This window comes from Cyclobacterium xiamenense (assembly GCF_009467825.1).
Classification (GTDB): domain Bacteria; phylum Bacteroidota; class Bacteroidia; order Cytophagales; family Cyclobacteriaceae; genus Cyclobacterium; species Cyclobacterium xiamenense.
The window spans coordinates 111,262-134,765 of record NZ_WIOK01000012.1 but is presented as its reverse complement, the minus strand read 5'-3'; the positions used below and the strand labels follow the sequence as shown (position 1 = coordinate 134,765).

The following is a 23,504-nucleotide window of genomic DNA, read 5'->3' as shown; positions in this document are numbered from 1 at the left end:
GGTAAACGTCGAATTTTAAAAGAAACGGCGCCATTCGCCAATCAGGCCCCTTCGCAGGTTCTATTTCAATTCCAGGGCCTCCGTATTCACAAAGCCTTCGCCCCGGATCGCAATGAAATCCTTCAATAGGGCTTTCAACTTTTCGGGGTGTGACTCGGCCAGGTTTTCTTGCTGTCCCTTATCCCGACTCAAATCATACAATTGAAAATCAGTATCGTTTCCCAGTTCGATGTTTACCTGGGTATTTACCGCCGGACCACCATAGGGGGGAATGAGCACCCAGTCTCCCTGCCGGAAAGCGGTACGCGTGGTTGCTTCCAGCACCAGGGATTCCCTACCCTGCTCTGACTTTCCGAGAAAGGTATGCATTAGGTCCTTTCCATCCGCACTGCGTTCGGAACTGCCCGTCAAGGCGGCCAGAGAATTCAACAAATCCAATTGGCTGACCAATGCATCGGACTCTCCCGGCGCGATGGTCCCTTTCCAGTAGGTAATAAAGGGCAGGCGTGTGCCTGCTTCAAACAAACTGTATTTTCCTCCTCGAAACGGTCCCCAAGGCGTATGGTCACCTAGTTTTTCCACGGCCTCATCGTAATAACCGTCGTTTAACACCGGACCGTTGTCACTGCTAAAAATCACCAGGGTATTCTCCAGCAATCCCGCTTCCTCCAGGGTTTCCATAAACTGTCCGATACACCAATCGGCTTCCAAAATCACATCTCCCCTGGGCCCCATGCCAGACTTGCCGACAAACCGTGGGTGAGGTGTACGCGGCACATGGGGTTGCTGAAAGGCATAGTACAAAAAGAATGGTTCTTCCCGATCTTCCCGTACGTACGCACTGGCTTTTTCCAGAAAATGATCGGCCATGTCTTCGTCCACCCATCGGGCTTTCTCCCCGCCTTTCATATAACCAATGCGGGGGATCCCGTTGACGATGCTGTTATTGTGCCCGTGATGCCAATTCATGGTTAGCAGCTCGGGGTTATCCTTTCCTGTAGGTTCTCCTTCGAAGTTTTCGCTATAGCTCACTTCAATGGGATCGTTGGGGTCCAGGCCCTGAACCAGTCCGTTTTCCAGGTAAACGGTGGGCACCCGATCCTGGGTGGCCGCCATGATGTAGGAATAATCAAAGCCCACTTCATTTGGTCCCGGGCTGATCGGTTCGTTCCAATTTACCTGGCCGGTACCCAAACCCAGGTGCCATTTACCCACCACGGCCGTGGTATAGCCCTGTTTTTTCAACATTTTCGGGAGCGTCAACTCGTCCGTGCCAATAAGTAGCGGAGCTGTTCCTGGCAAGATTTTGGCATTTTCGTTACGCCAGGGATAGGTTCCGGTAAGCAAGGCATAGCGACTGGGCGTACAGGTAGCAGAGGAAGCGTAGGCCTTCGTGAATTTCATCCCTCCATTTGCCAAAAAATCCATGTTCGGGGTTTCCAGGCTACCGGCCTCGTAAGCACTCATGTCCCCATATCCCAGGTCATCCATGTAAATAACAATGATATTGGGCTTTTTTGGGAGGGTTTGCTCCTCGTTCTTTTCGGAGGAACAGCTGGAAAAAAAAGTGAAAATACAGCTGAAAATCAGGGTTACTGCAATTGGGAATCGAGCCATGAACGGAATATCGGTTATTGGTGAAGAAAATTTTCAAACCAAGATAGAGAATTTTTGTCAATTCCCTCCGTAAGGCTCCGCTGATTTTCCAGCCGGAGCTATTGATGGCCCCAGGGTAAAAAAAAAGGGCACCCGGTGGATGCCCTTTTCAAACAGGCATTGCCTGCGATAATCCGCAATTAATTATCCCAGAAAAGTGGGGTGGTCAGGTTATCGTTCGCCTGTACGCGCTGGTAATTCTCCAGGTTATACGTGGCTTCCGATCCTGGATAAATCCATCGGTTGGGAGGAAGGCGTTGCTGGTTGGAGCTGTCTTCCCAGAATTCCAGTTCAAATTCATCCACACGTCGCATTTCGGCCCAGTTCTCATTGGGTTGCACCACGTTAAAGTGCAGCCATCGCTGCTGTGCGATTCGCTTCATCTTTTCGGTCATGTCTGTGGCACCATCCCAGCTAATATCCGCATCGGCAAGGTACGCATCGATGGCGGCATCCGTGGGAGCGGTAGGCTCGGGAGAAATGTTATTATTACTCATGCCGCGAAGCATGTCGTAATAATGCACGGACTCGCGTATGCCTGTCTCGTAATGGGCTCTGGCCTGTGCATCCTGTCCAGCCTTAAGGTAATGCTCTGCCGCCATAAAATGTACCTGACTGGAATTGATCAGCATTCCGGGAAAGTACTGGTTTCGGCTTAGCGTCGAGCGGTTGTAAATGGCCACCGTATTGGAACCGATCAATTCGGTCTGCACGGAGGCACTCAAAAACGGATCCAGTCCGATGTATTCTCCTTCGGCTGCTTCACCCGGCTCAAATACATAGGTAAGTCGGGGATCGTCGTTGGTGAGCATGTGCTCCAAAATTACCTTTCCTGCTACGTTACCGTTCCAATCTTCCAAGCCAGTTTGAAAATCATTGGCTCCGATGAGGGTTCCCAATTCGTGCTTTCGGAAGGTGATGTTATCCGCATTGGAAGCCACGATGGGATAGTTGGTAGGATTCGACAGAATCGCATTGATCTCGGCGGTCGCACGGGAGGAAAATTCCGATGTTCCACTTACCCGGGTCAGCATGCGCAGGCGTAGCGAGTTGATGTATTTCAACCACATGTCGATATCCCCCCGGTTAATCAGGTCCTGAGTACGAAAACCGGTCAAAATGCCCGGGTTGATGGTCATGGTGCGCAGCTCATCGGCAAATCCGGCCAAATCATCCAGCATCTTGGTGTAGATGGCCTGGGGTTCGTCGTAACCCGGATAGGATTTACCAAAGTCACCGCCGTTGGTACTCAACATCCCCGCTTCGGAGAAGGGAATGGCGCCGTGCAAGTCCACGATTTTCTGGGTGTGGTCGTACAGATAGGTTGCCGCTGCAATCATGTACACCCGGTTATTCTGCTTTTGAACATCGGTCAGTTCGGCATATACCTTTTCCAACTCCCGGTACTGGGCCAGAAACTGGTAATAGTTGTTCCATCGGTCGTTGATGGCGGCCGATCCGGGTACGTATTGATTCTCCTCGTTTGCCCATCCGACGGCCTGCGTATACCGGTTAAGTGTGATACGCAAAACCACGAAATAATTCCAGTAACTGGGAAGTACGTACGTCCGGTTTGCAATCATAAAACCGGTAAATTGCTTCTCTACAGAGGTCTCCGAAACCTTGGAAGGATCGGTGTAGTTTTCCTCAAATTCGGAATACTGACAGCTGGCGAGGCTGGTAAGCAGTGCCAGGGTCAGTATGACTAGTTTATTTTTCATATTGCGCTTATTTTTTATTCGTATTCGCTTAGAACCTGGCCCTAAGCATTAAACCTACGGTACGTGTGGCCGGATTCGTTCCCGCGCTGGTCAGCGTCTGTGCCCAACGAGAACCTCCCGTCAACACTTCCGGATCCAGATCCTTGATGTTTCGGTAGAAGAAAAACAAGTTTCGTCCAAAGGCAGAAACGTTGATGCTGGTAGCTCCCAATTTCTGAGCAAAAGTAGCAGGAACCTGATAGCCCAGGGAGAGTTCCCGCAATTTCATGTAAGTATTTTCCTTGATATACAGTTCGTATCTGGCCTGGCTGTATTGTGGACCACCCCAGTTGTACGTTCGCTGGTAATACATGGCTTGAGAAATCACGTTGGTATTGGGGTTTCCATCTGCGGTCACACCTTCCATAAGCATACCATCGTTGTATACGGTCTCTCCGTTGGGTCCCTGAGGGCTGGAAGTTTGTACACCCTGACCCTCTGCATTGAGGTAATAGGCCAATCCACCGCTTTCGGCATCCATGTACTTCAAACTTTCTTCGGTCAATCCCCTACTGATCATCCAGTTGATACCGGTAGGCATCACGTGTCCACCGATCTGGAAATCCGCCATGATATCCAGGGAGAAGTTTTTATAAGCCAAATTATTGAAGACACCACCCACCGCTTTTGGCATGGCATTGCCCGCAAGAATCCAGTTGTTGGCGTCGATTTTATACATGCCGTTTGGCTGTACGATCTTTTCTCCATTCGCATTGGTCTCTACGGGACGGGCAAAGAAATCACCCATGGGCCGCCCGACTACGGAACGTAGCTGTGCTGCATTGCCATCGTAATCGGCGTGTAGCAATTCGGTAGCATTGTTCGCGAGTTTTTCTACCACGTTCATGTTGCGGGCAAAATTAACGCCTGCCATCCAGGTCAATCCACGTGCCTGGTACAGGGTACCGTTCAAGGCAATTTCGATTCCTTTGTTCCGCAGTGTACCGATGTTCGCTAAAACGGAATTGGCTCCGGACGTAGCCGGCAGAGTAAGAGGCAGAATTTGGTCCCGAATCTGTGCATTGTAGTAGGAGAACTCCAGATTTAACCGACCGGCGAGGAACCTACTGTCCAATCCAACTTCAAATTCGTGCTTTTGCTCCGGACGAATGCCATCGTTTCCAAAACTGCTGGGGATATTCGTAAACAGAACAGGGGCACCACCCGGCTGCTGTACGCCCAGCGTATTTTGGTTGTAGGCGATATTGGCACGGTATACGTCCGGATAGTTACCCACGATACCCCAGGATCCACGCAGTTTGGCAAAACTTACGAAACTTGGCAGGTCCACGGCATCCGACAGGATAAAGCTGGTGTTGGCAGAAGGATACACAAAGGAGTTATTGTCCGGGTTCATGGTCGAGGTACGGTCCCGACGAACGGTACCTTCGACAAACCAGATGCCTTTGTAGTCCAGGTTTACGGTACCTAGTGCGGCATCGATCACCCGTGAGGTTCTTCTGGAACCGTTGTTGGGAATGTTTACCGAAGCAACAATATCAAAGAGGTTTTCCGAACTCAAGCCACCATTGGTACCTCGGGAGATCGAGGAAAAACTCTCCTTATTGGCGGTGTAGCCAGCCATGGCACTGAAGGTGAAATCATCCGTCAATTGCTTGCGGTAGGTAAGCAATAGATCCCCGTACAAGATATTAAACGTCTCGTTTGACATGCTAAACCCTCCGGAAGGACCGAAAGCCAGAGGCCGGGTCGTTGATGTTTCATTCTCGCTAGACCTGTACGTAAAATCCGTAGAAATCCTGGCGCGTAGTGTTAGTTCGTCTGTAAAGTCAATGAAATTGGTAATGCTACCAATGACCCGGTTGCTCAACTCCGATGCCCGGTGCTCGTTTACCCGCCAGACATAATCGCCGATGGCTCCCTGAAACCCGTTAAAGGTGATGTTTTCATCGGGCGTCAGGCTTTGTCCATTTCCTGTCACGAAGCGGTATCCCAGGCTGGTCTTGTATTTGTCCAGGTACCAGGCACCGTTATCGAAGCGGGTCATCATCCCACCAAAATTGTTGATCAATCGGTCTACGGAATAGGGCCGGTTGGCCGTGTATTGGTTGATATAGTTTACCATTACGTCCGTACGCACCTTTTTAGACACGCGGAAAGTAGCGTTCAAATTGGCGATGTTTTTGCTGTTTTTGGAATTCAAACTCAGCGCCTCGTTGTCCTGACGGGTCAGTGAAACCCGGAAATCGGCTACATCTGTGGAATTGGATATGGCTACGTTTACCTGCGAACTGATGGGGTTGTTGAACAGGGCAGCGTAATTGTCTTCCTGCGCCACATAGGGTCTCATTTCCCCATCCCAGGCTCTAGCCGGCTGCCCATCAAATCGCGGACCGTAGTTAATATTTGTGTTGGCAAGTCCGCGGGAACCGTCCTCGTAAATAAAGAAGCCGTCTTCGTTCACGCCGTTGTTTGCAAAGCTTAGCGCCTGTACGTGCTGGGGAGCACCCGGGCCTCTTACGTTCTGATACCGTGGTAGGTACGCAATCCGATCCTGTGCATAATTTGCGTTGAAGTCAACGGTAAACCCTTTGGAGGTACCTTTTTTGGTGGTAATCAACACCACACCGTTTACCGCTTCGGATCCGTATAGGGCGGCCGCAGATGCCCCTTTCAGGATGGATATATCGGCAATGTCCTCCGGATTGATGTCCAGCAGGCCATTTCCTCGCAAACGTTGGTCGCCCCAATAGTTATTATTGGTTACCTCTTCGTTCCGGATGGGTACCCCGTCCAGAATAATTAGCGGTTGGTTTCTTCCGGTGATGGAGTTGATCCCCCGAATGGTGATGTTTACCGCTGAGGTGGCACCACCAGCGCCGGCCTGAATCCGAACACCCGGAGCTTTACCATACAAGGCCGTAGCCAGGTTGGGTGTACCTACCTTTACAAGTTCGTCGGATTTAATAGTAGTGGTTGCGTAGCCCAGGGCGCGTTGTTCCCGGGGTACCCCAAGGGAAGTGACCACAAACTCGTCTAGGCTTCCCACGTCTTCCTGCATGGTGACATCAATGGTACTGCGGTTTCCTACCTGAATGGTTTGGGTTTTAAAACCGATAAAGGAAAACACCAGGGTGGCATTATCCGGGGCATTCAGGCTGTATTTCCCTTCTATATCGGAAACCGTACCCATGGAGGCTCCCTGTACGGTAATGGTTACACCCGGCATGGGTGCATCGTTTTCATCGGTAACGGTACCCGATACCCGGATATCCAGTTCATCGGCAGCCGCTTCAAATGCTGCAGGCGCTGCCGGATTGGTAGCAGCCAATGCCTGTGTTGCTAACACACAGGCCAGCACGATTCCCTGAAACAAAAAGAATACGTTCCTTTTTATTCCAACGGAGTTTACTAGTAGTTTTTTCTCATTTTTCATTTGTTGATGGGTCAGGTCCAGGTACGCCTCGGCAATGCCTGAACATTTGGATAAACTTTTAACTAAAATTTTGTTGATTGGACAATCGGCAACGATTGTCAAGCCATTTTTCCCATAGGCAATACCTAATTTTACGTGTAACGATGGTTTAGTAGAATCTATTAAGGTGTCAATTACACAATTTTTTTAAACAAAATCCAGTAGTTAATTAAATTTTTTATTTTGTTAACAAACTTTTTTTTAAAATTCAAGTGAAAATCCGTACCTGGTCCATTTTTTACCGATTTCTATTGCGCTCGGGAAGCGCTTCGTGTCCTGAACTTGTCGTTTCGACAAGCGCATGACGATTCGATTTTCTGTAGTTAGGAATAGCAAACCATGCGGTATACCCGCCGCCAATAGCCCATTGGGTACCTGCGCGCGTAGTATAAAAAAATCGATTCGTGTACATGCACATTTACCGTATAATTGCTTCGATTTGCCTTACCCTGGTTGGCTTGGGGATACAGGCCCAAGACCGTACTTCCCTACCTGCTGCGCCTAATATTATCGTTATTTTGGCGGATGACCTGGGATATGGCGATTTGGGTGGATTTTTTGGTGGGAAAGCCCAAACACCCCATCTCAATCGGCTGGCGGCCGAAGGGATGCTGTTTACCGACTTTCACAGCAACGGGGCCATGTGTTCGCCTACCCGGGCGGCCCTGTTGACCGGAAGGTACCAGCAACGAGCTGGCATAGAAGATCCCCTACCTGGAGATTGGCAGAAAAAAGGAGTGGGCGCGATCAAAGGGATCGCCGGAGACGGATTGTATTCCTCGCCGACCATGGCCGACTACCTGAAGCGGGTCGGTTACGCGACCGCTTTTTTTGGCAAATGGCACTTGGGAAACCACCCCAGCGCCAACCCCCTTCATTTCGGATTTGATGAGTTCAGAGGACTAACCTCTGGCGACGGCGACTACTTCACCAAAATGGACCGTCACGGGTATCCGGATTGGTGGCACAACGAAGAGCTAAGCTTTCAGAAAGGCTACACCACGGATGTGATCACCGACAACGGGATTCAATTCATCGAAAAACACAAAAACCAGCCATTTTTTCTCTACCTGGCCCATTTGGGTGTGCACTTCCCCTGGCAATCCCCGGATGACGGGCACTTGGAAACGCGAAAGGAAGGTACCGATTATACCTCCAGCCAACCCGGCCCGGCAAGCAAATTAGGGCCCCACGCGCCCGCTGAAATACCAGATGCTTTGGTGGCGATGATCGAAACACTGGACCGCAACGTTGGCAAACTCCTTGCCTACCTCAAAGCCGAGGGACTGGACCGAAACACCCTGATTTTTTTCACCGCCGACAACGGACAGTACCTGAGTTACCAGGGAGATACCTGGCCTGCTGTGGGTTCCAACGGCGTGCTTCGCGGAGAAAAGGCCGATTTGTACGAAGGAGGACACCGGGTACCCAGCATCGCCTGGTGGCCCGGGAAGATTAGGGCCGGTAGTCGCTCTAAGGCAACGCTAGCCTCGTTCGACCTGCTGCCAACCTTTCTCGACTTGACCGATCAGCCCCTTCCGGATCCCGAGGGAGTCGACTGCTTGGATGGACAAAGCTTTCTTTCGGTTTTGCTTTCGGGAAAAGTCATGCCGGAGCGAACCCTGTTTTGGCGGACGCCAGAAGCCATTGCCGTAAGAAAAGGTCCCTGGAAACTACTGGAAGACCGGGAAAAGGGCTCCCTCGCACTCTACAACCTCGAGAGAGACCTGTCTGAAACAAGGGATTTAAAGCCGGACCATCCGCAGTTGGTCCGGGAACTAATCCGGGCGCGAGATGCCTGGGAAAAGGAAATGGATAAAAAACCGTAAGCGTTTTTCTTTCGGGGAGATCGGGGAATTTCCGATGTGCGGAAATGCAAAAGCTATCGGGCCTTTCACTCTCCGGTAGTCGTTTCCCGAACGTGCTGGTATCGCAGGTCCAAGACGAACACTTTCAAGGTAGCATAGACCTCGAAAGCTAGTGAAAAATCCTCAGCGCCTGAAGGAAAAAAGGCAGGATCTAGGATCCTTTCACCCTGGCAATCCACCGCTTTACCTCCGCTTCCAAAATCCCCAGAGGGAGGGCTCCCCCACCCAAAATCGTATCGTGGAAACCGGCAAGGTCAAATTGCTCGCCCAGTTCCTGTTCAGCCAATGCACGCAGTTCCTGAATTTTTAGCATCCCAATTTTATAGCCGGTGGCCTGCCCGGGAATCACCATGTATCGGCGCAATTCGGCTCTGATCGCCCCCTCAGAAATGACGGAATTTTCCGAAAAATAGCGGATAGCCTCTTCTTCCGTCCACCCTTTGGCATGCAGCCCTGTATCTACCACCAGACAGATGGCCCGCCAGATTTGGTTGACCAGGCGACCAAAGTCGCAATACGGATTTTCATACCCCCCATTTCTCTGGTAGGTACCGAACCTTGCGGTTAAACCTCATAAAATCGTTTCCCATCAGGTTTAGTAAGAGCCATTGGTAAGCGTAAGTACGGAGCGGGCAGGAACAAGCAGTTCTTCAATGGAAGAAATTTCCCCGAAGGCCAAATCATGGTCCGGGTCCGTCAGGTAAGCCGTCCATTTTTCACCCGATTCTCCACCAAGTACCCGTACGGCTATTGTTGCTGCTACAGAAGTAGCGTTTACCAACACCATGACCAGATTACCCGACTTGGGATCCCGATACGCCGAAGCCAGCAAATCCCCATCCCCAGATTGATCCCCATGCAGCCTGGCGGAAACCCGCTGGTACCCGGGTCGGATAAAACGGCTGTAGTTTCCGAGGGTCCAGAGCATCTTACTGTCTTCCAATTCCCCGTCGGCTTCTTTCTTGGAAATATATACCAATCCGTCTTTGTAATCGTACGGAGAAATGGCCAGCCACCAGTGCCAGGCAGAGGCGTTTGCCACGACCAGATCGTTATGAATCACCTGGGCCATGTACAGGGCAGGGGCCATGCCCAAATCCTTCTTATTGCCGGAGATTTCCCCGTTATTCCCTCCGAGGATGCAGTATTCCGACATCCAGTAGTTCAGCCCCGGCACTTGCCGAATAGCCGCTGCCAATACTTCCCTTTGCTCGACGGCTTTTTGGAAAGGGGACGTGGTAAAATAGCTGTGACCGGAGATCGCCTGACTCACGTGGCTCAGATCTCCTAGAAAATTAGGGCTGCTGCTACCAAAGAATTCTACGATCTGATTGGACCTACCAGGGCGATTATGTTCCTCATACAGGTACTCGATTTGGCCTGCTTCGGCAATATCGATCTTGGTAGGCAGGCCGCTATCCTCCAATGCTGCATTTAGGTATCTTACAATACCAGCGATTTCGTGGTTCCAATAGGGCGTCCCTTCCTGCCCGCCATCGTCCCAGTCCCATTGAGGTTCGTTCACCGGGCTGATGAAATCCACGGATAGCCCTTCCTCTTGGAGGCCCGTGAGGGAAGCGACCATAAAATCGGCAAAGGCACCATAATTTCCCGGGGCCAGGTTAGACTGGGTACCACTATCCGCAAAAGCTTTACCATTCCGGGTCAGCCAAACAGGGGGACTGTTTAAAAAGGTCAGCAGGTATTCCACGTGTCGTTGCTTCGCTGCCTGGGCCAGCCACAATTGCCCTTTTTGCCCCTCTTTATCGAAATTCCCACGTTGGTCCACAAAGGAGGGTGCCCTTCTCCAGGGATCTTTTATCCCGCTTTCCGCTCCTTGCCCGGCACTTCCTGCGCCCAGGTTCATCCGCCACATGGAAAGGCCGATACCTAAGGGATCTCCCGCAGCGTCCACCTCTTTGCTAAACAGCCAATCGGCAATGGCGTTTTTTTTGTGTTCGGGCCAGTTGCCCACAAACTGCCCGGACCAGGCATCAGAGGCGCCAAAATGATCAATGGTCTGATAGCTGATTTGCGGGTCGACCCTTAGCGTAAGCATGTCCGGATCCGGTGCCTGCCCGCACAGGCAACCCGTATTAAGCACAAACACGAAGAAAAAGACCAATTTTGACATACAGTTAGCATTTTAAATGGTATCTCATTTTTCCACGATACCAATCAACCTACGGATTGCAATCGCTTCAGATACCGGCCCAAAACGAACCACCGCTGGTGATCCCACTGATCCTGCCGTAGCGCCTAGGCTGGGCCTGTCGAAGCGTTTAGGTTGAGCCTGTCGAAGCGTTTAGGCTGAGCCTGTCGAAGCCTCACCTTACCGGCACCCACAAAACGGCATCGGCTACCACATTGCCATCGGCATTTTTGTTGGAGACTTCTACAAAAGGTGAGGTATTGGGCTTAAAATCATAATCTCCCAAATGCACCCATTCGCCGGAAGTCTGCCCCTCTACCCGGATATCCTCTTCCTTGATCACCATTTCGTGTTCCTCAAATCCATCTCCCAATACGATATGGGTTTGAGAACTGGCCTCGGCTACCCGGGAAAAATATACGTATACGCCATATTTTCCTTCATCCCTGATGGTGGGGCGAAACCGGACGGAATTATTACCGGCACTACCTGCAACTAAAAAACTGGGGCCATACCCTCCCCTACTCATCTTTTCCCAATTTCCTACCAGGCTCACCTGTGCCAAATCGTCGTTGTCCACCAGAATATCCGCCGTACTACCATCCGCCAGCGGATTCGTCTTGAGTTCTTCCTGAAGGGCCGGTACATCTACTTCCTGAACCGCCTGTCCTCCGTCAATGGCCATACTGGCAGCTACGGCTGCCGACTGTCCCAACACCATAAATACCGGCTCCATGCGGATGGACCCGTAGGCAATATGACTGGCGGACAGCGCTACGGGCACCAGCAGGTTTTTTGCATCGTCCGATTTGGGAATAAGGGAACGGTAGGCAATGGGATACGGACCAAATCCGCCTATTTCCACGTTTCCTTCATTTTTGACCATCTTTTTGCCCTCCTTTTCGATCACAATCCGCTGAATATTGTGGGAGTCCATGGTGTAGGCCGCCATGCCAACGCCATCGTCCACTACCGCTTCTCCCACGCAATTGGCCTGCGTCATAACGTATTCTCCGACCATGCGCCTGACTTCTCGCACATAGAGTTGGGGAGTCCAGTGTCCATTGTCCACGTACTCGTCTTTGGGGTAGCCCCATTCCTGTATCTGCTCCTGTAGCTCCGTTGGTACACGGGGATCTGTTTTGTAAAAATAGAGCAGGGATTGGGTGTAGTGGGTGTGCGCATCGATGATTTCCTGACGGGTTGCATAATCTGCCTCCGGGTAATCGTGGTTCATACCAATCATATCGGTGGAAAAGCCGCCCCGGTTGTTGATGTCCGTTTTGCTATTTGGCATACGGCTCCAGATAAAGTAATTGCCAAGGCTGCGCCGATCGGGTTGTGCCTCAAAGAGCCGCACCAATAAATCGAACATGGAAGGGTCGTAGCCTTCGGGTTCAGTGATTTCTATGCGGTTTGCCGGATCATTGGTCAGGCAAATGCGGTAGTTATAGGCCTGGATTTTATCGTCGCCGGTACCATCTGGTTCCAACGCATCCTCACTAATCCCCCAAAGCAGGCCACTCGAAGGATCCCCGGGAGTTTGGTAGGGGTCAACGCCGTCGGGAAACTGATGACCGGTCATTAATTGTACGCCGTTATACGTTTCGCCGTACTGATCGTTGGGTTCCCTACCGATGGTGTAGGAAACACCAGCCCGGGCCATCAGGTCTCCCTCGTAGGTAGCATCGATAAACATCTTTCCGGAAACGGACCGTTTTGCCCCGGAGGGATCCGCCGCATTTTCCAAACGAATTTCGGTAATCCAACCCTCCTCTTTCGTTGCAGCGTCTATTCTCCATCCGTACTGCACCTCAATTCCCACCTCATCCAGGTAGTCCTGAAAGGTCTTTTTGGCCACGCTGGGTTCAAATATCCACTGTTCGAATTTCCCATAATGATCGCCCAATCTTCGGTAAAAATCCCGGGAAAGTCCCGTGACGGCATATTTGTTGCCGATATCCGTATACCCGAGGCCCCCGGTGGTTAGGCCGCCCAAGTGTTGGCTCGGCTCTACCAGCAACACGGATTTTCCCATGGTTTTGGCAGTATAGGCCGCAATCACACCGGAGGACGTAGCCCCGTACACGACCAAATCGTAGGTTTCATTGGATTCATTTGCTTCCTTGCAGGAAGACAGGAGCATCCCAACCAGGCAAGCCCAAAGGAGCATGTTTCGTTTCATATTCGTTTACGTTTATTGGGTTATTTCAACAGGTTTGACTAGCAATTTTTGTACGTCCATCACCTGATTTCCTGGAATTCGCAGGGCTTTCAGGCTGATCGTTTGTATACCTTTCTTCAATGAAATGCTGCCCAAGTGCATGGGCTTGAATTCTTTCACATAGGACTCCATCCGGTCGATCCGGTCGTTTTCCATGCCCTCAAGGGGAGGGTCGTGTGCTTCCTTTACCCGAGCATCCAGGTGGGTTGTCCCTGCCTGTAGGCGAATTTCGGCACCCACATCTCCCTTCGGGCAGGTGTAGTACGCCTCCACCCGGTAGTCGCCTGCTTCCAGGACCTCGACCTCCCAGGTAATGCTGTCTTCCAGACTGACCCAATGGGTGAAAAAGGAATCGTTGGGAAAACGGTTGGATCGTTGGATCGACCCGTGGGCCATGCCATCTCGTGCGGGCAACTGTGTCAGTGGCGCCTGCGGTGCGCCCAGGGTAAAAGGGCGGTTTTCCGGATCTTTCGCCTGTTCTTCCACCATCGCCATTTCCCATTCAACCAGTGCTTCCCGGAGATTTTCGGCTACTTCGGGGTACTGATCCTGAACCGGTTGCTGCTGACCAGGATCGGATTCCATGTCGAACAGGTTCCCGTCCTTATCCAACCGGTACTTTTGCGTGCGCAAGCTGCTGTTTCCATTCCAGTGGCTGAAAATCATCCGGTCAGTCCAGGAGGGGTCTTCCTCCATAATCAGCGGCTTCAGGCTTTTGCCGTCCAGCGGCTTTTCGCCGGAATGGGTGAGGCCCGCCATATCCAGAAAAGTGGGAAACAAATCGATGGCTCCGGCAATTTGGGGGATCACTTTCCCTTCCGGAATGTGGCCTTTCCATTGCATAAAGAAGGGGCTCCGCACGCCTCCCTCGTCTGTGGAGCCTTTTCTACCCTTCATGCCTCCGTTCCAGCGAAAGCTATTGGGTCCGTTATCGGTAAAATAAACCACCAGCGTATTTTCGGTAAGTCCCAGGTTTTCCAGCTTTTCCAGCAGACGGCCGACATTCCAATCGATGTTTTCACACATGGCCAGAGCAGCCCGTGTAAAGTCCGGATCTTCTCCGGCTACCAGGCTATCCAGCGGTTTGTTTTCGAAACGTTCCCACCAGGAATCCGGAACCTGCATGGGAGAATGGGGCGTATTCAGCGGTAAATAAACCAAAAAGGGTTCGTCCCGATGCGCATGCATAAAGTCCATGGCCTTATCGGTCAGATCATCCGGCAGGTAGCCCTTTCCTTGAACGGGGATGCCGTTTTCTTCCAATGGGGGGCTGAAGTAATCCCCCCAATGTCCGGAACAGAAACCATAAAAGGTGTCAAATCCTCTGGAATTGGGATGGTAGGGATGCTGCATGCCGTTATGCCATTTGCCAAAGGCAGCCGTGGCGTATCCCGCCTGCTGAAACAGTTCCACAAAAGTGGTTTCGTCCAGGTCCAGTCGCTCCTCTCCGGCGGAGGTTCCCCTTACCCCTCCTCTCAGGTGGTACCGCCCCGTCAGCATTTCCGCCCGGGTAGGCGAACACACCGGCGACACGTAAAACCGATCGAAACTTACGCCCTGCCGGGCAAGCGCATCGATAGCTGGTGTAGAAAGATGGGGATTACCGGAGTAACTCAAGTCTCCCCATCCCTGATCGTCGGTCAGGATTACCAGCAGGTTTGGTGGGCGCTCCGGGGCTGCCTGCTGACAAGCGGGCAGCAGCGCTCCACCAAAAACCAGCAAAAAAAGATACGCTATCAATCGATGCATTCGCAAGCTGGTTTATTGTATACGGTCTTCCAGGGTCAGTACCTGCCCGTCGGCAAGCAGGCGCGTTCGCAGCTCGGCATAGGGCAGGTCCTGCACGGGAATTCCCTGCTCCATGGCCATGACCGCGGCGGTGGCTGCTGACTGACCCAATATCATAAATACGGGCTCCATGCGAATAGAGCCAAATGCGATATGGCTGGCGGAAACCGCTACGGGAACCACCAAATTCTCAATTTCTTCTTTCTTGGGAACGAGCGATCCGTATGCGATCTCGTACGGTTGCGGCAGGGGTACGCCGATATCCCCTTCGTTGTGCACGTGGCCGTTTTCATCCACATAGCGCTGTATGTTATGGGAATCGATGGTATACGAACCCATGCCCACGGATTCGGGGGTTGGCTTTTTCTGCAGCAATTCGTTTTCGGTCATGACGTAGGATCCGATCATGCGCCGTGCTTCGCGAACATAAATCTGATGCGGCCAGTTGCCGTTATCGGTAAACTCATCTTTGGCTAATCCCCATTTCTGAAATTCCTCCTGCGTTTCTTTCGGCACCCGAGGATCGTTTGCTACAAAATACAGCAGTCCTTTTTGGTAGTCCTCGTGTTCCTTGATGATCTCCTTTCTGCGTTCGTAACTTGCCTCGGGATAGTCGTAGTTCATGCCGATGTTGTCCGAACTAAAGGGTCCGTGATTATTGGTATCGGTTTTCCGATTGGGAATCATATCAAATTTCCCAAACCACTCCCTCCAGCCGGCATCAAAAATCCGAACCAATAATTCGTACTGGGTGGAATCGTAATTCGCTGGTCGGGGGAAGGGTACCCGGTTATCCGGATGGTTGGACATGCAAGTACGGAAGCAATAGGCTTGCACTTTGTTATCGCCTTCGCCCTTTACGCCCGGGTCCTCGGCACTTATCCTCGGCAAGAGTCCGGAGGAAGGATCTCCGGGAATCCAATACGGATCGATGGGCTGGTCCAATACCTTAAAATGGTGTTTGTGGTGGTAGACGCCTGTTTGCACGCCGTTCCACTCTTCACCGTATACGCTATTGGCCTCCCTTCCGACATGGTAACTCACCCCAGCGGCGGCCATCAGATCCCCTTCGTAGGTTGCATCGATAAACATTTTCCCGGTAAATTCCTTTCCACTCAGGGTGCGGATCGCGGTGATTTTCCCTTCTTCAACGGTGACGCCGTTTTCGCGGTCCAGCCATTCGTCTCTGAGTACCTCAATTCCCAACTCCTCCACCCATTCGTCGTAGACTTCTTCGGCCACATGGGGTTCAAATATCCACATCGTGCGAAACGCACCGTCTATGGCCGGCGTACCCTGGCCTTTGTTTCCAAAATCCTCCCGGTCCTCCCATTTCCAGGCACCTTCTTCCTGGTACTTGTCGTAGACGCGCTGGTAAAACTCTCGGGAAAGGCCACCGATGACTTCCTTTTTACCGGTATCCGTCCATCCCAGTCCCCCTGCGGTCAGCCCGCCCAGGTGTGTATCTGGGGAAACGACGATCACGGATTTCCCCATTTTTTTTGCTTGAATGGCCGCTGTAATGGCACCAGAAGTACCGCCATAGACGATTACATCGGTGATCTCTTCCTGCTCTTGGTCGGGGCCACAAGCTACCAAAACGGGCAGCAGGATGAGGGCCAGCAGGGCATGTTTAATTCGGTTTAACTGGATCATACGAAATAAGATTTAACGTGCGTGTTGATTATGTTATGATGGTATCTTGCTTGCTCTGTTTTTTTTTGCTTAGGACGCATTTGGCCGTATTTCCATTTTTTCCGGATCCCAGCCAACGATTTTCTTTTCGAAATAACTGATATTTCCGGCTTCGGTAGGCCCGGAAGCCCGCAACCCAAACACCGCATCTTCCACGACCGGTTTGCCGGTTCGGATGGAGTCAAAGAAGTTGACAAAGTGTTCGTACCGGTCCCCTTTGTAATCAGCAGGTACCTTGAATTCAAAGACCGAAGGCCCAACCAGGGAAGCTTTTTGGGGATATTTTTTGTAATGATCGGCCTTAATGGCTTCCTGCATGGCCTCCGGAAAACTGTTGAGGGACATGCCTGGGTCGGCAGGAAAGGGGGTTTTTCGTAGCACGAGCCCGGAAAATCCAATGGAGATGTCTCCTTCCGATCCCACGATTCGAAACAGAAAATTATCTCCTCCCCCACTGACCAGATTGGTTCGCAATGCCAGGTTAAAGGCCGGATGTTCCGGGGTTTCGGGGTAATCGAATAAGCCCACATGCAGGTCCGGAACATCCCTGCCGTCTTTCCAGTACCGAAGTCCTCCGGTGGCCAATATCCGGTTGGGGCCCTTGGAGCCGGTGACAAAATGGAGCATGGATAGCATGTGTACGTACAGGTCTCCGGCCACTCCGGTCCCGTAGTCCCGGTAGTTTCGCCAGCGGAAAAAACGAAGCGGATCCCAGGGCCTTTTGGGAGCCGAACCCAGGTACGTGTCCCAGTCCACAGTCTCCGGTGAAGCATCCAGGGGAAGGGTGTATTGCCAGGCTCCCCGGGCGCTATGCCGGTCTATTTGGGCTTCGGCAAAATTAATCGCTCCGATTTCCCCCGCCTCAATCAATTCCTTTGCCTTGGCATGAATGATGGAACTCACGTATTGACTGCCTACCTGAAAAACCTTACCGGTCTTTTTTTGCATGGCAATGATCGCATGACCGTCTTCGGATTTTTGAACCATGGGCTTTTCGCAATAGACGTGTTTGCCGCTTTCCATCGCATCCAGGCATATTTTCTGGTGCCAGTGGTCGGTGGTGGCGTTGATCACGGCATCGATATCCGGCCGCTGCAGAATTTCCCGGTAATCTTTGGTAGTAAACAAATCCTTGCCCCATAGTTCCTTTGCCCGAAGCAGGCGGCCATCGTACAAATCGCAGGCAGCCACCACTTCTACCCCGTCCACGAGTAGCGCCGTATTGACATCGCCGATTCCCATACCACCGCTGCCAATGACCGCGATCCGAATGATGTCATTAGGGGCGAATGATTTGTTTTTAGCGGGAATACTCAGGTATTGGGGGCTACCGGGTCGGTTCCGGCCGGCAGACATTGCCGGTGGAACTCCGGCGGCAAGCGCCGCAGACGTACCGATTTTTTTAAGAAATGACCTGCGGTTTTTGTTTGGTTTCATGCGTTCAGCGATTATTTTTTTCGACTTTTTATAGGTACGGGAGCATGCGCCGATAGGGGATCATTCTTTAGTAGGTCACAGCCATCGTCCGCTCGGCCTCAGGCGGGCTCGATTTTATTGATTAGGTAGTAAACAAGACTCTCGCCTGCCAACGAATGTCATTTTTGCTGGAGGGAAGCAGCGATGCCGCATGTCACCCAGGTTCAATACACCGGCCAAGATGCGCCCCCAACGTGCTTACCGGTGTTCCAGAATTTGTCCATCGGCTTTCAGTTTGGCGCCCAATACCTGATAATCCAGCTCCTGAACGGATACGTTCCTATCGATGGCCAGTGAGGCAGCGGTGGCGGCGGATTGCCCCAGCACCATGAATACCGGTTCCATACGGATGGACCCGAAGGCCACATGGGTGGAACTCACGCATACGGGTACCAGTAAATTTTCCGTCTCCCCTTTTTTGGGTACAATGGCGCGGTAAGGAATGGGGTAGGGTTCTGGCACATGGGCCTCAAAGTTGCCTTCATTCTGCACGTACCCATTGTGGTCCACGTACCGCTGTACCATGTGGGAATCCATGCCGTAGGCTGCCAACCCTACCACATCGCTTACGGGAGGCTCCAGGCCTTCACAATCCCGCTGGGTAACCACGTAATCGCTGCGCATCCTTCGCGCCTCGCGGATGTACAGTTGGGGTGTCCAGCCCTCACGTTGTTCAAATTCGTCTTTGGCCATCCCCCATTTGGAAACCACATCTCGTACTTTTTGGGGAATGCGGGGATGGTAGGCCAGTGTCCACATCAACCCTTGCTGGTATTCCAGGTGGCGCTGAGCGATGGCCTCCCGCTCTTCGTAACTCGCATCGGCAAAACCGTGATTTTGACCGACAAAATCGGTAGAAAATCCTTTTTGGTTATTGGTATCCGTTTTTCTATTGGGCATGGGGGTATTGATCCAGGGCACGAGGGGGTCTCCGTAGTGGTACATTTCCTCCAGCGGGCCAGTGGCTGCCTCGTAATTTCTGAACAGCAACTCGTATTCCAGTTCCTTGTAGTTGGCGGGCTTCTCAAAGGGAATCCGGTTATCCGGATGATCGGTAAGGGTCATGCGGTAGCAATAGGCCTGTAGCTTATTGTCTGCGGTTCCGTCGATACCCGGACCGCCTTTAATGACGAAGGGAAGCAAGCCACTGGAGGGATTACCTTTTTCTACATAGGGATCCACACCGGGGATAAAATTGTGGTGAATGGCATTGCGGGAGACCGCATTTTTCAGGGTCCGGTTGTAGTAATTGGCTTGAACGCCATTGAGTGTTTCACCAAATTCGCTATTGGCTTCCCTTCCAACCATGTAACTCACCCCTGCCGCTGCCAGCAAGTCGCCTTCGTAGGTAGCATCGAGAAAAACCTTTCCCCGATAGGTTTCCCCACTTTCCATGGTGATGGCTACGATGCGGTTGTTTTGTAGGGCCACTCCGGTAGCACGATTAAGCCGCTTTTCGGTAACCAGGGTAATGGTTTCAGCGGCCATCATCTCTTCGTACACGGCTTTGGCTGCGGAGGGTTCGAAGGTCCACATGGCATCTTCTCCCTCTTTGGACCTGCCCTGGTCCGGACGGGTAAAGTAGTCGGACCGTTCCTGCCAGGTCCAGTTGTCCGGGTTGTCGTAGTACCGTTTGATCCCCTGATAAAACTCCCTGGAAATGCCGCCGATGGCCTGTTTGTTTCCAATATCGGTAGCCCCAAGGCCGCCTGTGGTGAGTCCACCGACGTGGGCAGAGGGCTCAATCAGAATGACTGATTTGCCCATGCGGGAACTTTGGATGGCGGCGGCTACACCTGCGGAGGTCCCTCCGTAGATGACAATGTCAAACGATTGGCCTTGTGCCTGAGCCGGTTGCAGGGTCAGGACTGAAAAAACGAAGTATATCGTTAATAAATAGTTTTTCATGCTTCTTTAATTTATGTGATTGAATTTAGGGATTTTTTCCTATTCCAACCGTTGTTTATGAGCGATTAATGCTGATTTTAATTGTGCGTAGGGCAAATCCTGAACGGCAAGGTCGCGATTGATGGCCAAAGCCGCTGCCATTCCAGCAGACTGACCCAGGACCATAAATACCGGTTCCATGCGAATCGAACCAAAGGCGATGTGCGTGGCGCTTAGGCAAACAGGCACCAACAGGTTTTCCACCTCTCCTCTTTTGGGAACAATGGCCCGGTAGCTAATGGGATAGGGGCCGGGCACCCCTCCCTCCACATTCCCTTCGTTCCTGACAAAGCCATTTGCATCCACGTACCGCTGCACGTGATGGGAATCCATCCCATACGCCGCCAGCCCGATGGGATCCTCCACTACGTCAAGGCCTTCGCAATGCCGTTGGGTCATCACCACATCAGCCAGCATTCGGCGGGCTTCCCGGATGTACAATTGTTCCGGCCAGCCGTCCGCCCGACTAAATTCATCTTTACAGGTACCCCAGCGCGAGACCTCCTTGCGAACCCTTTCCGGAATTCTGGGGTGGTAGGCCAGGGTCCACATCAAGCCCTTTTGGTAGGCTCGGTGTGCTTCCTTGATCTTTTCCCGTTCATCATAGCTTCCCTCCGGGTAACCATAATTTTGGCCAATAAAATCGGTTGAAAATCCGTGTTTGTTGTTGGTATCGGTTTTTCGATTGGGCATGGCCGAATTGGCCCAGGGAAGGTACGGTACTCCGTAATCGTACATGGTTTCCAGATCGCTCGCCGCCTCGTAATTCCGGAAAAGCAATTCGTAGTGGGACTCGTCGTAGGAAGCCGGTTTTTCAAAGGGAATGCGGTTATCCGGGTGATCGGTAAGTGTCATCCGAAAACAATAGGCCTGAATCTTCCGGTCTCCGATCCCGTCTACTCCCGGACCATTGGAACTGATGTGGGGCAGTAAGCCCGAATCGGGATTGCCGGGTATTTGGAACGGGTCGACGCCTGCCAGCAAATTATGGTTTTGTCCATTTTTTGCCAGCCTGCCCCGCAGCGTGACACCATAGGAATTGGCCTGTACACCGTTTAGCGTTTCACCGTATTGGTCGTTAGACTCCCTTCCAAGAGTATAACTCACCCCAGCAGCAGCCAACAAGTCTCCTTCGTAACTGGCATCGATGAATACTTTTCCATGAAAGCGCCTGCCACTCTCCATTTCGATCGCACGAATCAGCCGGTTTTCCCGAATAACGCCTGCTGTGCGCTCCAACCTTTGGCCGTAAACACTAACGATCCCTGACTCCTGTTCAAGCATCTGGGTAAAAACCCGAAGGGCAGCAGAAGGCTCAAAGGTCCACATGGTTTCTTCTCCATCTTCTGTACGGGAATAAGCCACTCCTTTGTACGTTTCTTTTTTTTGCCAATCCCAATTTTCTGCCTGATTGTAATACAGGTAAATATTGCGGTAAAATTCCCGGGCAATCCCTCCGATTGCCTGCTTGTTGCCGATATCGGTTTGCCCCAGGCCTCCGGTAGTCAATCCACCCAGCCGATTTCCAGGTTCGATCAAGGCTACCGTTTTTCCCATTCGCGCCGCCTGTATGGCCGCTGTGACACCCGCAGAGGTCCCGCCATATACTACCAAATCGTACGTATCCTGTGTGAAACCCGTTTTCGGATGCCAAAAGACCAGGCACAAACCTAGAAAAAACAACAGGGGAATTGCTTCCTTTTTTGTTCCGGGAATCCCGGAATTTGGCTTTTTTCTGAAAGAAATGGAATCCCACCGCTTGGATAAGCAGCAGGATTCCAGGGCAACGACTATTCCGTGCATGGGGACAGGATCAATAACCCGGATTCTGGGTCAAGGTGGTATTCGTTTCCAGTTCAATTCGCGGAATGGGCCATAGGTAATCCCGCTGAGGATTAAAATTACGGGTCTCGATCACCACCATGTCTTCTACATTGCTGATGTGGTCGTAGCTTGGCGTACCAATGGGATCGATCCTAGGTGCTTCGCTTAGCCAGCCCCCTTCGCCGTACCGGTTTACCCTACCGCGGTAAGGCCCCGGGATAACCTCTTCGGCAATTCCCCAGCGACGGATATCGAAATAGCGAAAGCCTTCCATGCCCAATTCGTGCCGCCTTTCTTTTCGCACCAGGTTTCTCATTTCCTGCTGGCTCTTACCGGGATCGATGGCGGGCATTTGCACCGACTCCCGCTGCCGCAGGGCATTGATCGCGTCGTATACGCTTTCATCAATTTGATTCAATTCCACCTTCGCTTCGGCATAATTCAACAAGACCTCTCCGAACCGGAAAATGGTCAGGTTTTGGTCGGTAGACCCCACATCCGTAGGGTAGTTTGCCACATCAATGTGCTTTCGGTACAAATAACCCGTAAAGGAAGCAAAAGCGTGCTGGGCTTCGATATTCGGTACGCGTACGCTATCCTCTCCGCGAAACTCCCAGGTCATGGTGCTATCCCGATGGGTTTCATAGATCCAATTAACCAATCGGGTACCAGGCACCACCAAGGTATAATGCAACCGGGGATCCCTGTTTTCAAAGGGACGTAGCGGATCGTACAGCGGTGATTCATCGATCGGCAACCCGTCGATGCAGTCGTAGGTATCCACAAAGTCCTGCGGTGGCTTTTTATTGGAGTGGCCCAGGGCCATTCGCGACCAGAAATTTCGAGGCAGGTTATGGGTCTGCACACCGCGTAAGTATTGAATTCGGGTGATTACCTCCGGAGAATTATCCCCGGCAAACGTGAACATGCCCTCGTAATTGGGATCCACGGAGTAGGTTCCCGAATCGATCAATTCTTTGGCTGCGCTGGCAGCCACATCCCATCGCTCGTTCCACAAAGCCACGCGGGACATAAGCGCCAGTACTGTACCCCGACTGATTCGTCCCTTTTCGCTAACATCCAAGGGAAGGTGGGGTTTGATCGCATTGAGTTCTTGTAAAACAAAATCAATGACCGCTGATTTTTGGGTACGTGGCGTCTGCGACTCTTCGAGGGTAAGCGTGCTGGTTACCAACGGAACATCCCCGTACAATTCCGCGAGGTAGGCATAGAAATAGGCGCGTATGAATCGGGCTTCTCCTACCAGCCGGTCGTATTTGGCCGGATCCATTTCGTCCCGTAGGTGATCAGCCCGCGAGGTGATAAAATTGGTGCGGTTGATTGCCCGGTAGAAGTGTGCCCAAAAACCATTGGTATAGGAATTATCGGCATTTTGTTCGCCTCGGCCCAATGCCTGCAGGGGGCTACCATTTCGATCCCACCCATCATCGGAAGCAAAATCAAAGGATAAAAACCAGGCAACGCCTGCCGGCCAGTACCAGAGGCGGTTGTATACCCCGGTCACGGCCATTTCCAGTTCCGTTTCGTTCTCAAAGAAGGTTTCACTGGATGGAGAATCCAGGGGAAGTCGCTCCAGAAACGCATCTTCACAGGAAAATGAAAGGAGCAGAACAGGTATTAATAGTAGATAGTTACGTATATTTTTCATCGGTTGCTG

12 protein-coding genes and 1 pseudogene are annotated in these 23,504 nt (G+C 51.8%); 1 reads left to right on the top strand and 12 read right to left on the bottom strand.

The window, feature by feature from the left end; genetic code table 11:
- Positions 1-60: 60 nt before the first annotated feature.
- From GCU44_RS11235 to GCU44_RS11225, 3 genes are all read right to left on the bottom strand, one after another.
- The gene (locus tag GCU44_RS11235) at positions 61-1,617 is read right to left on the bottom strand and encodes a sulfatase family protein (RefSeq protein WP_154856487.1); all 1,557 of its coding nucleotides are present in this window, start codon (positions 1,615-1,617) and stop codon (positions 61-63) included.
- Positions 1,618-1,796: 179 nt separating this feature from the next.
- Positions 1,797-3,377 carry a SusD/RagB family nutrient-binding outer membrane lipoprotein gene (locus GCU44_RS11230; protein WP_154856486.1) on the bottom strand — a complete coding sequence of 527 codons (1,581 nt, stop codon included), beginning with the start codon at positions 3,375-3,377 and terminating at the stop codon, positions 1,797-1,799.
- A gap of 28 nt (positions 3,378-3,405) precedes the next feature.
- Positions 3,406-6,813, bottom strand: a complete 3,408-nt coding sequence (locus tag GCU44_RS11225) for a SusC/RagA family TonB-linked outer membrane protein (RefSeq protein ID WP_154856485.1) — start codon at positions 6,811-6,813, stop codon at positions 3,406-3,408.
- A 449-nt stretch (positions 6,814-7,262) separates the two neighbouring features.
- On the opposite strand from GCU44_RS11225, the gene GCU44_RS11220 reads away from it, so the two are divergent.
- On the top strand, positions 7,263-8,681 hold the full coding sequence (locus GCU44_RS11220; protein WP_154856484.1) for a sulfatase-like hydrolase/transferase: 1,419 nt from the start codon (positions 7,263-7,265) through the stop codon (positions 8,679-8,681).
- Between the two features lie 190 nt (positions 8,682-8,871).
- Here the strand turns inward: GCU44_RS11220 and GCU44_RS11215 are convergent.
- From GCU44_RS11215 to GCU44_RS11175, 9 genes and pseudogenes are all read right to left on the bottom strand, one after another.
- Positions 8,872-9,243: pseudogene (locus GCU44_RS11215) on the bottom strand (DUF885 family protein); the annotation flags it as partial.
- A gap of 72 nt (positions 9,244-9,315) precedes the next feature.
- Complete coding sequence (locus GCU44_RS11210) at positions 9,316-10,854, bottom strand: glycoside hydrolase (protein WP_154856482.1); 1,539 nt, start codon at positions 10,852-10,854, stop codon at positions 9,316-9,318.
- 193 nt (positions 10,855-11,047) lie between these two features.
- Positions 11,048-13,057, bottom strand: a complete 2,010-nt coding sequence (locus GCU44_RS11205; RefSeq protein WP_154856481.1) for an FAD-dependent oxidoreductase — start codon at positions 13,055-13,057, stop codon at positions 11,048-11,050.
- A gap of 12 nt (positions 13,058-13,069) precedes the next feature.
- Positions 13,070-14,845, bottom strand: coding sequence for an arylsulfatase (locus GCU44_RS11200; protein WP_154856480.1), 1,776 nt, complete (start codon positions 14,843-14,845; stop codon positions 13,070-13,072).
- Between the two features lie 12 nt (positions 14,846-14,857).
- Entirely contained in the window at positions 14,858-16,540 is a 1,683-nt protein-coding gene (locus tag GCU44_RS11195; RefSeq protein WP_154856479.1) for an FAD-dependent oxidoreductase, read from the bottom strand.
- Positions 16,541-16,609: 69 nt separating this feature from the next.
- Positions 16,610-18,016, bottom strand: a complete 1,407-nt coding sequence (locus GCU44_RS11190; RefSeq protein ID WP_154856478.1) for a Gfo/Idh/MocA family protein — start codon at positions 18,014-18,016, stop codon at positions 16,610-16,612.
- Between the two features lie 237 nt (positions 18,017-18,253).
- A complete protein-coding gene (locus tag GCU44_RS11185) occupies positions 18,254-19,963 on the bottom strand; it encodes an FAD-dependent oxidoreductase (protein ID WP_154856477.1) in 1,710 nt (569 codons plus the stop codon).
- Between the two features lie 39 nt (positions 19,964-20,002).
- Positions 20,003-21,805 carry an FAD-dependent oxidoreductase gene (locus GCU44_RS11180; RefSeq protein WP_154856476.1) on the bottom strand — a complete coding sequence of 601 codons (1,803 nt, stop codon included), beginning with the start codon at positions 21,803-21,805 and terminating at the stop codon, positions 20,003-20,005.
- 10 nt (positions 21,806-21,815) lie between these two features.
- The gene (locus tag GCU44_RS11175) at positions 21,816-23,495 is read right to left on the bottom strand and encodes a RagB/SusD family nutrient uptake outer membrane protein (protein ID WP_161993925.1); all 1,680 of its coding nucleotides are present in this window, start codon (positions 23,493-23,495) and stop codon (positions 21,816-21,818) included.
- Positions 23,496-23,504: the final 9 nt, after the last annotated feature.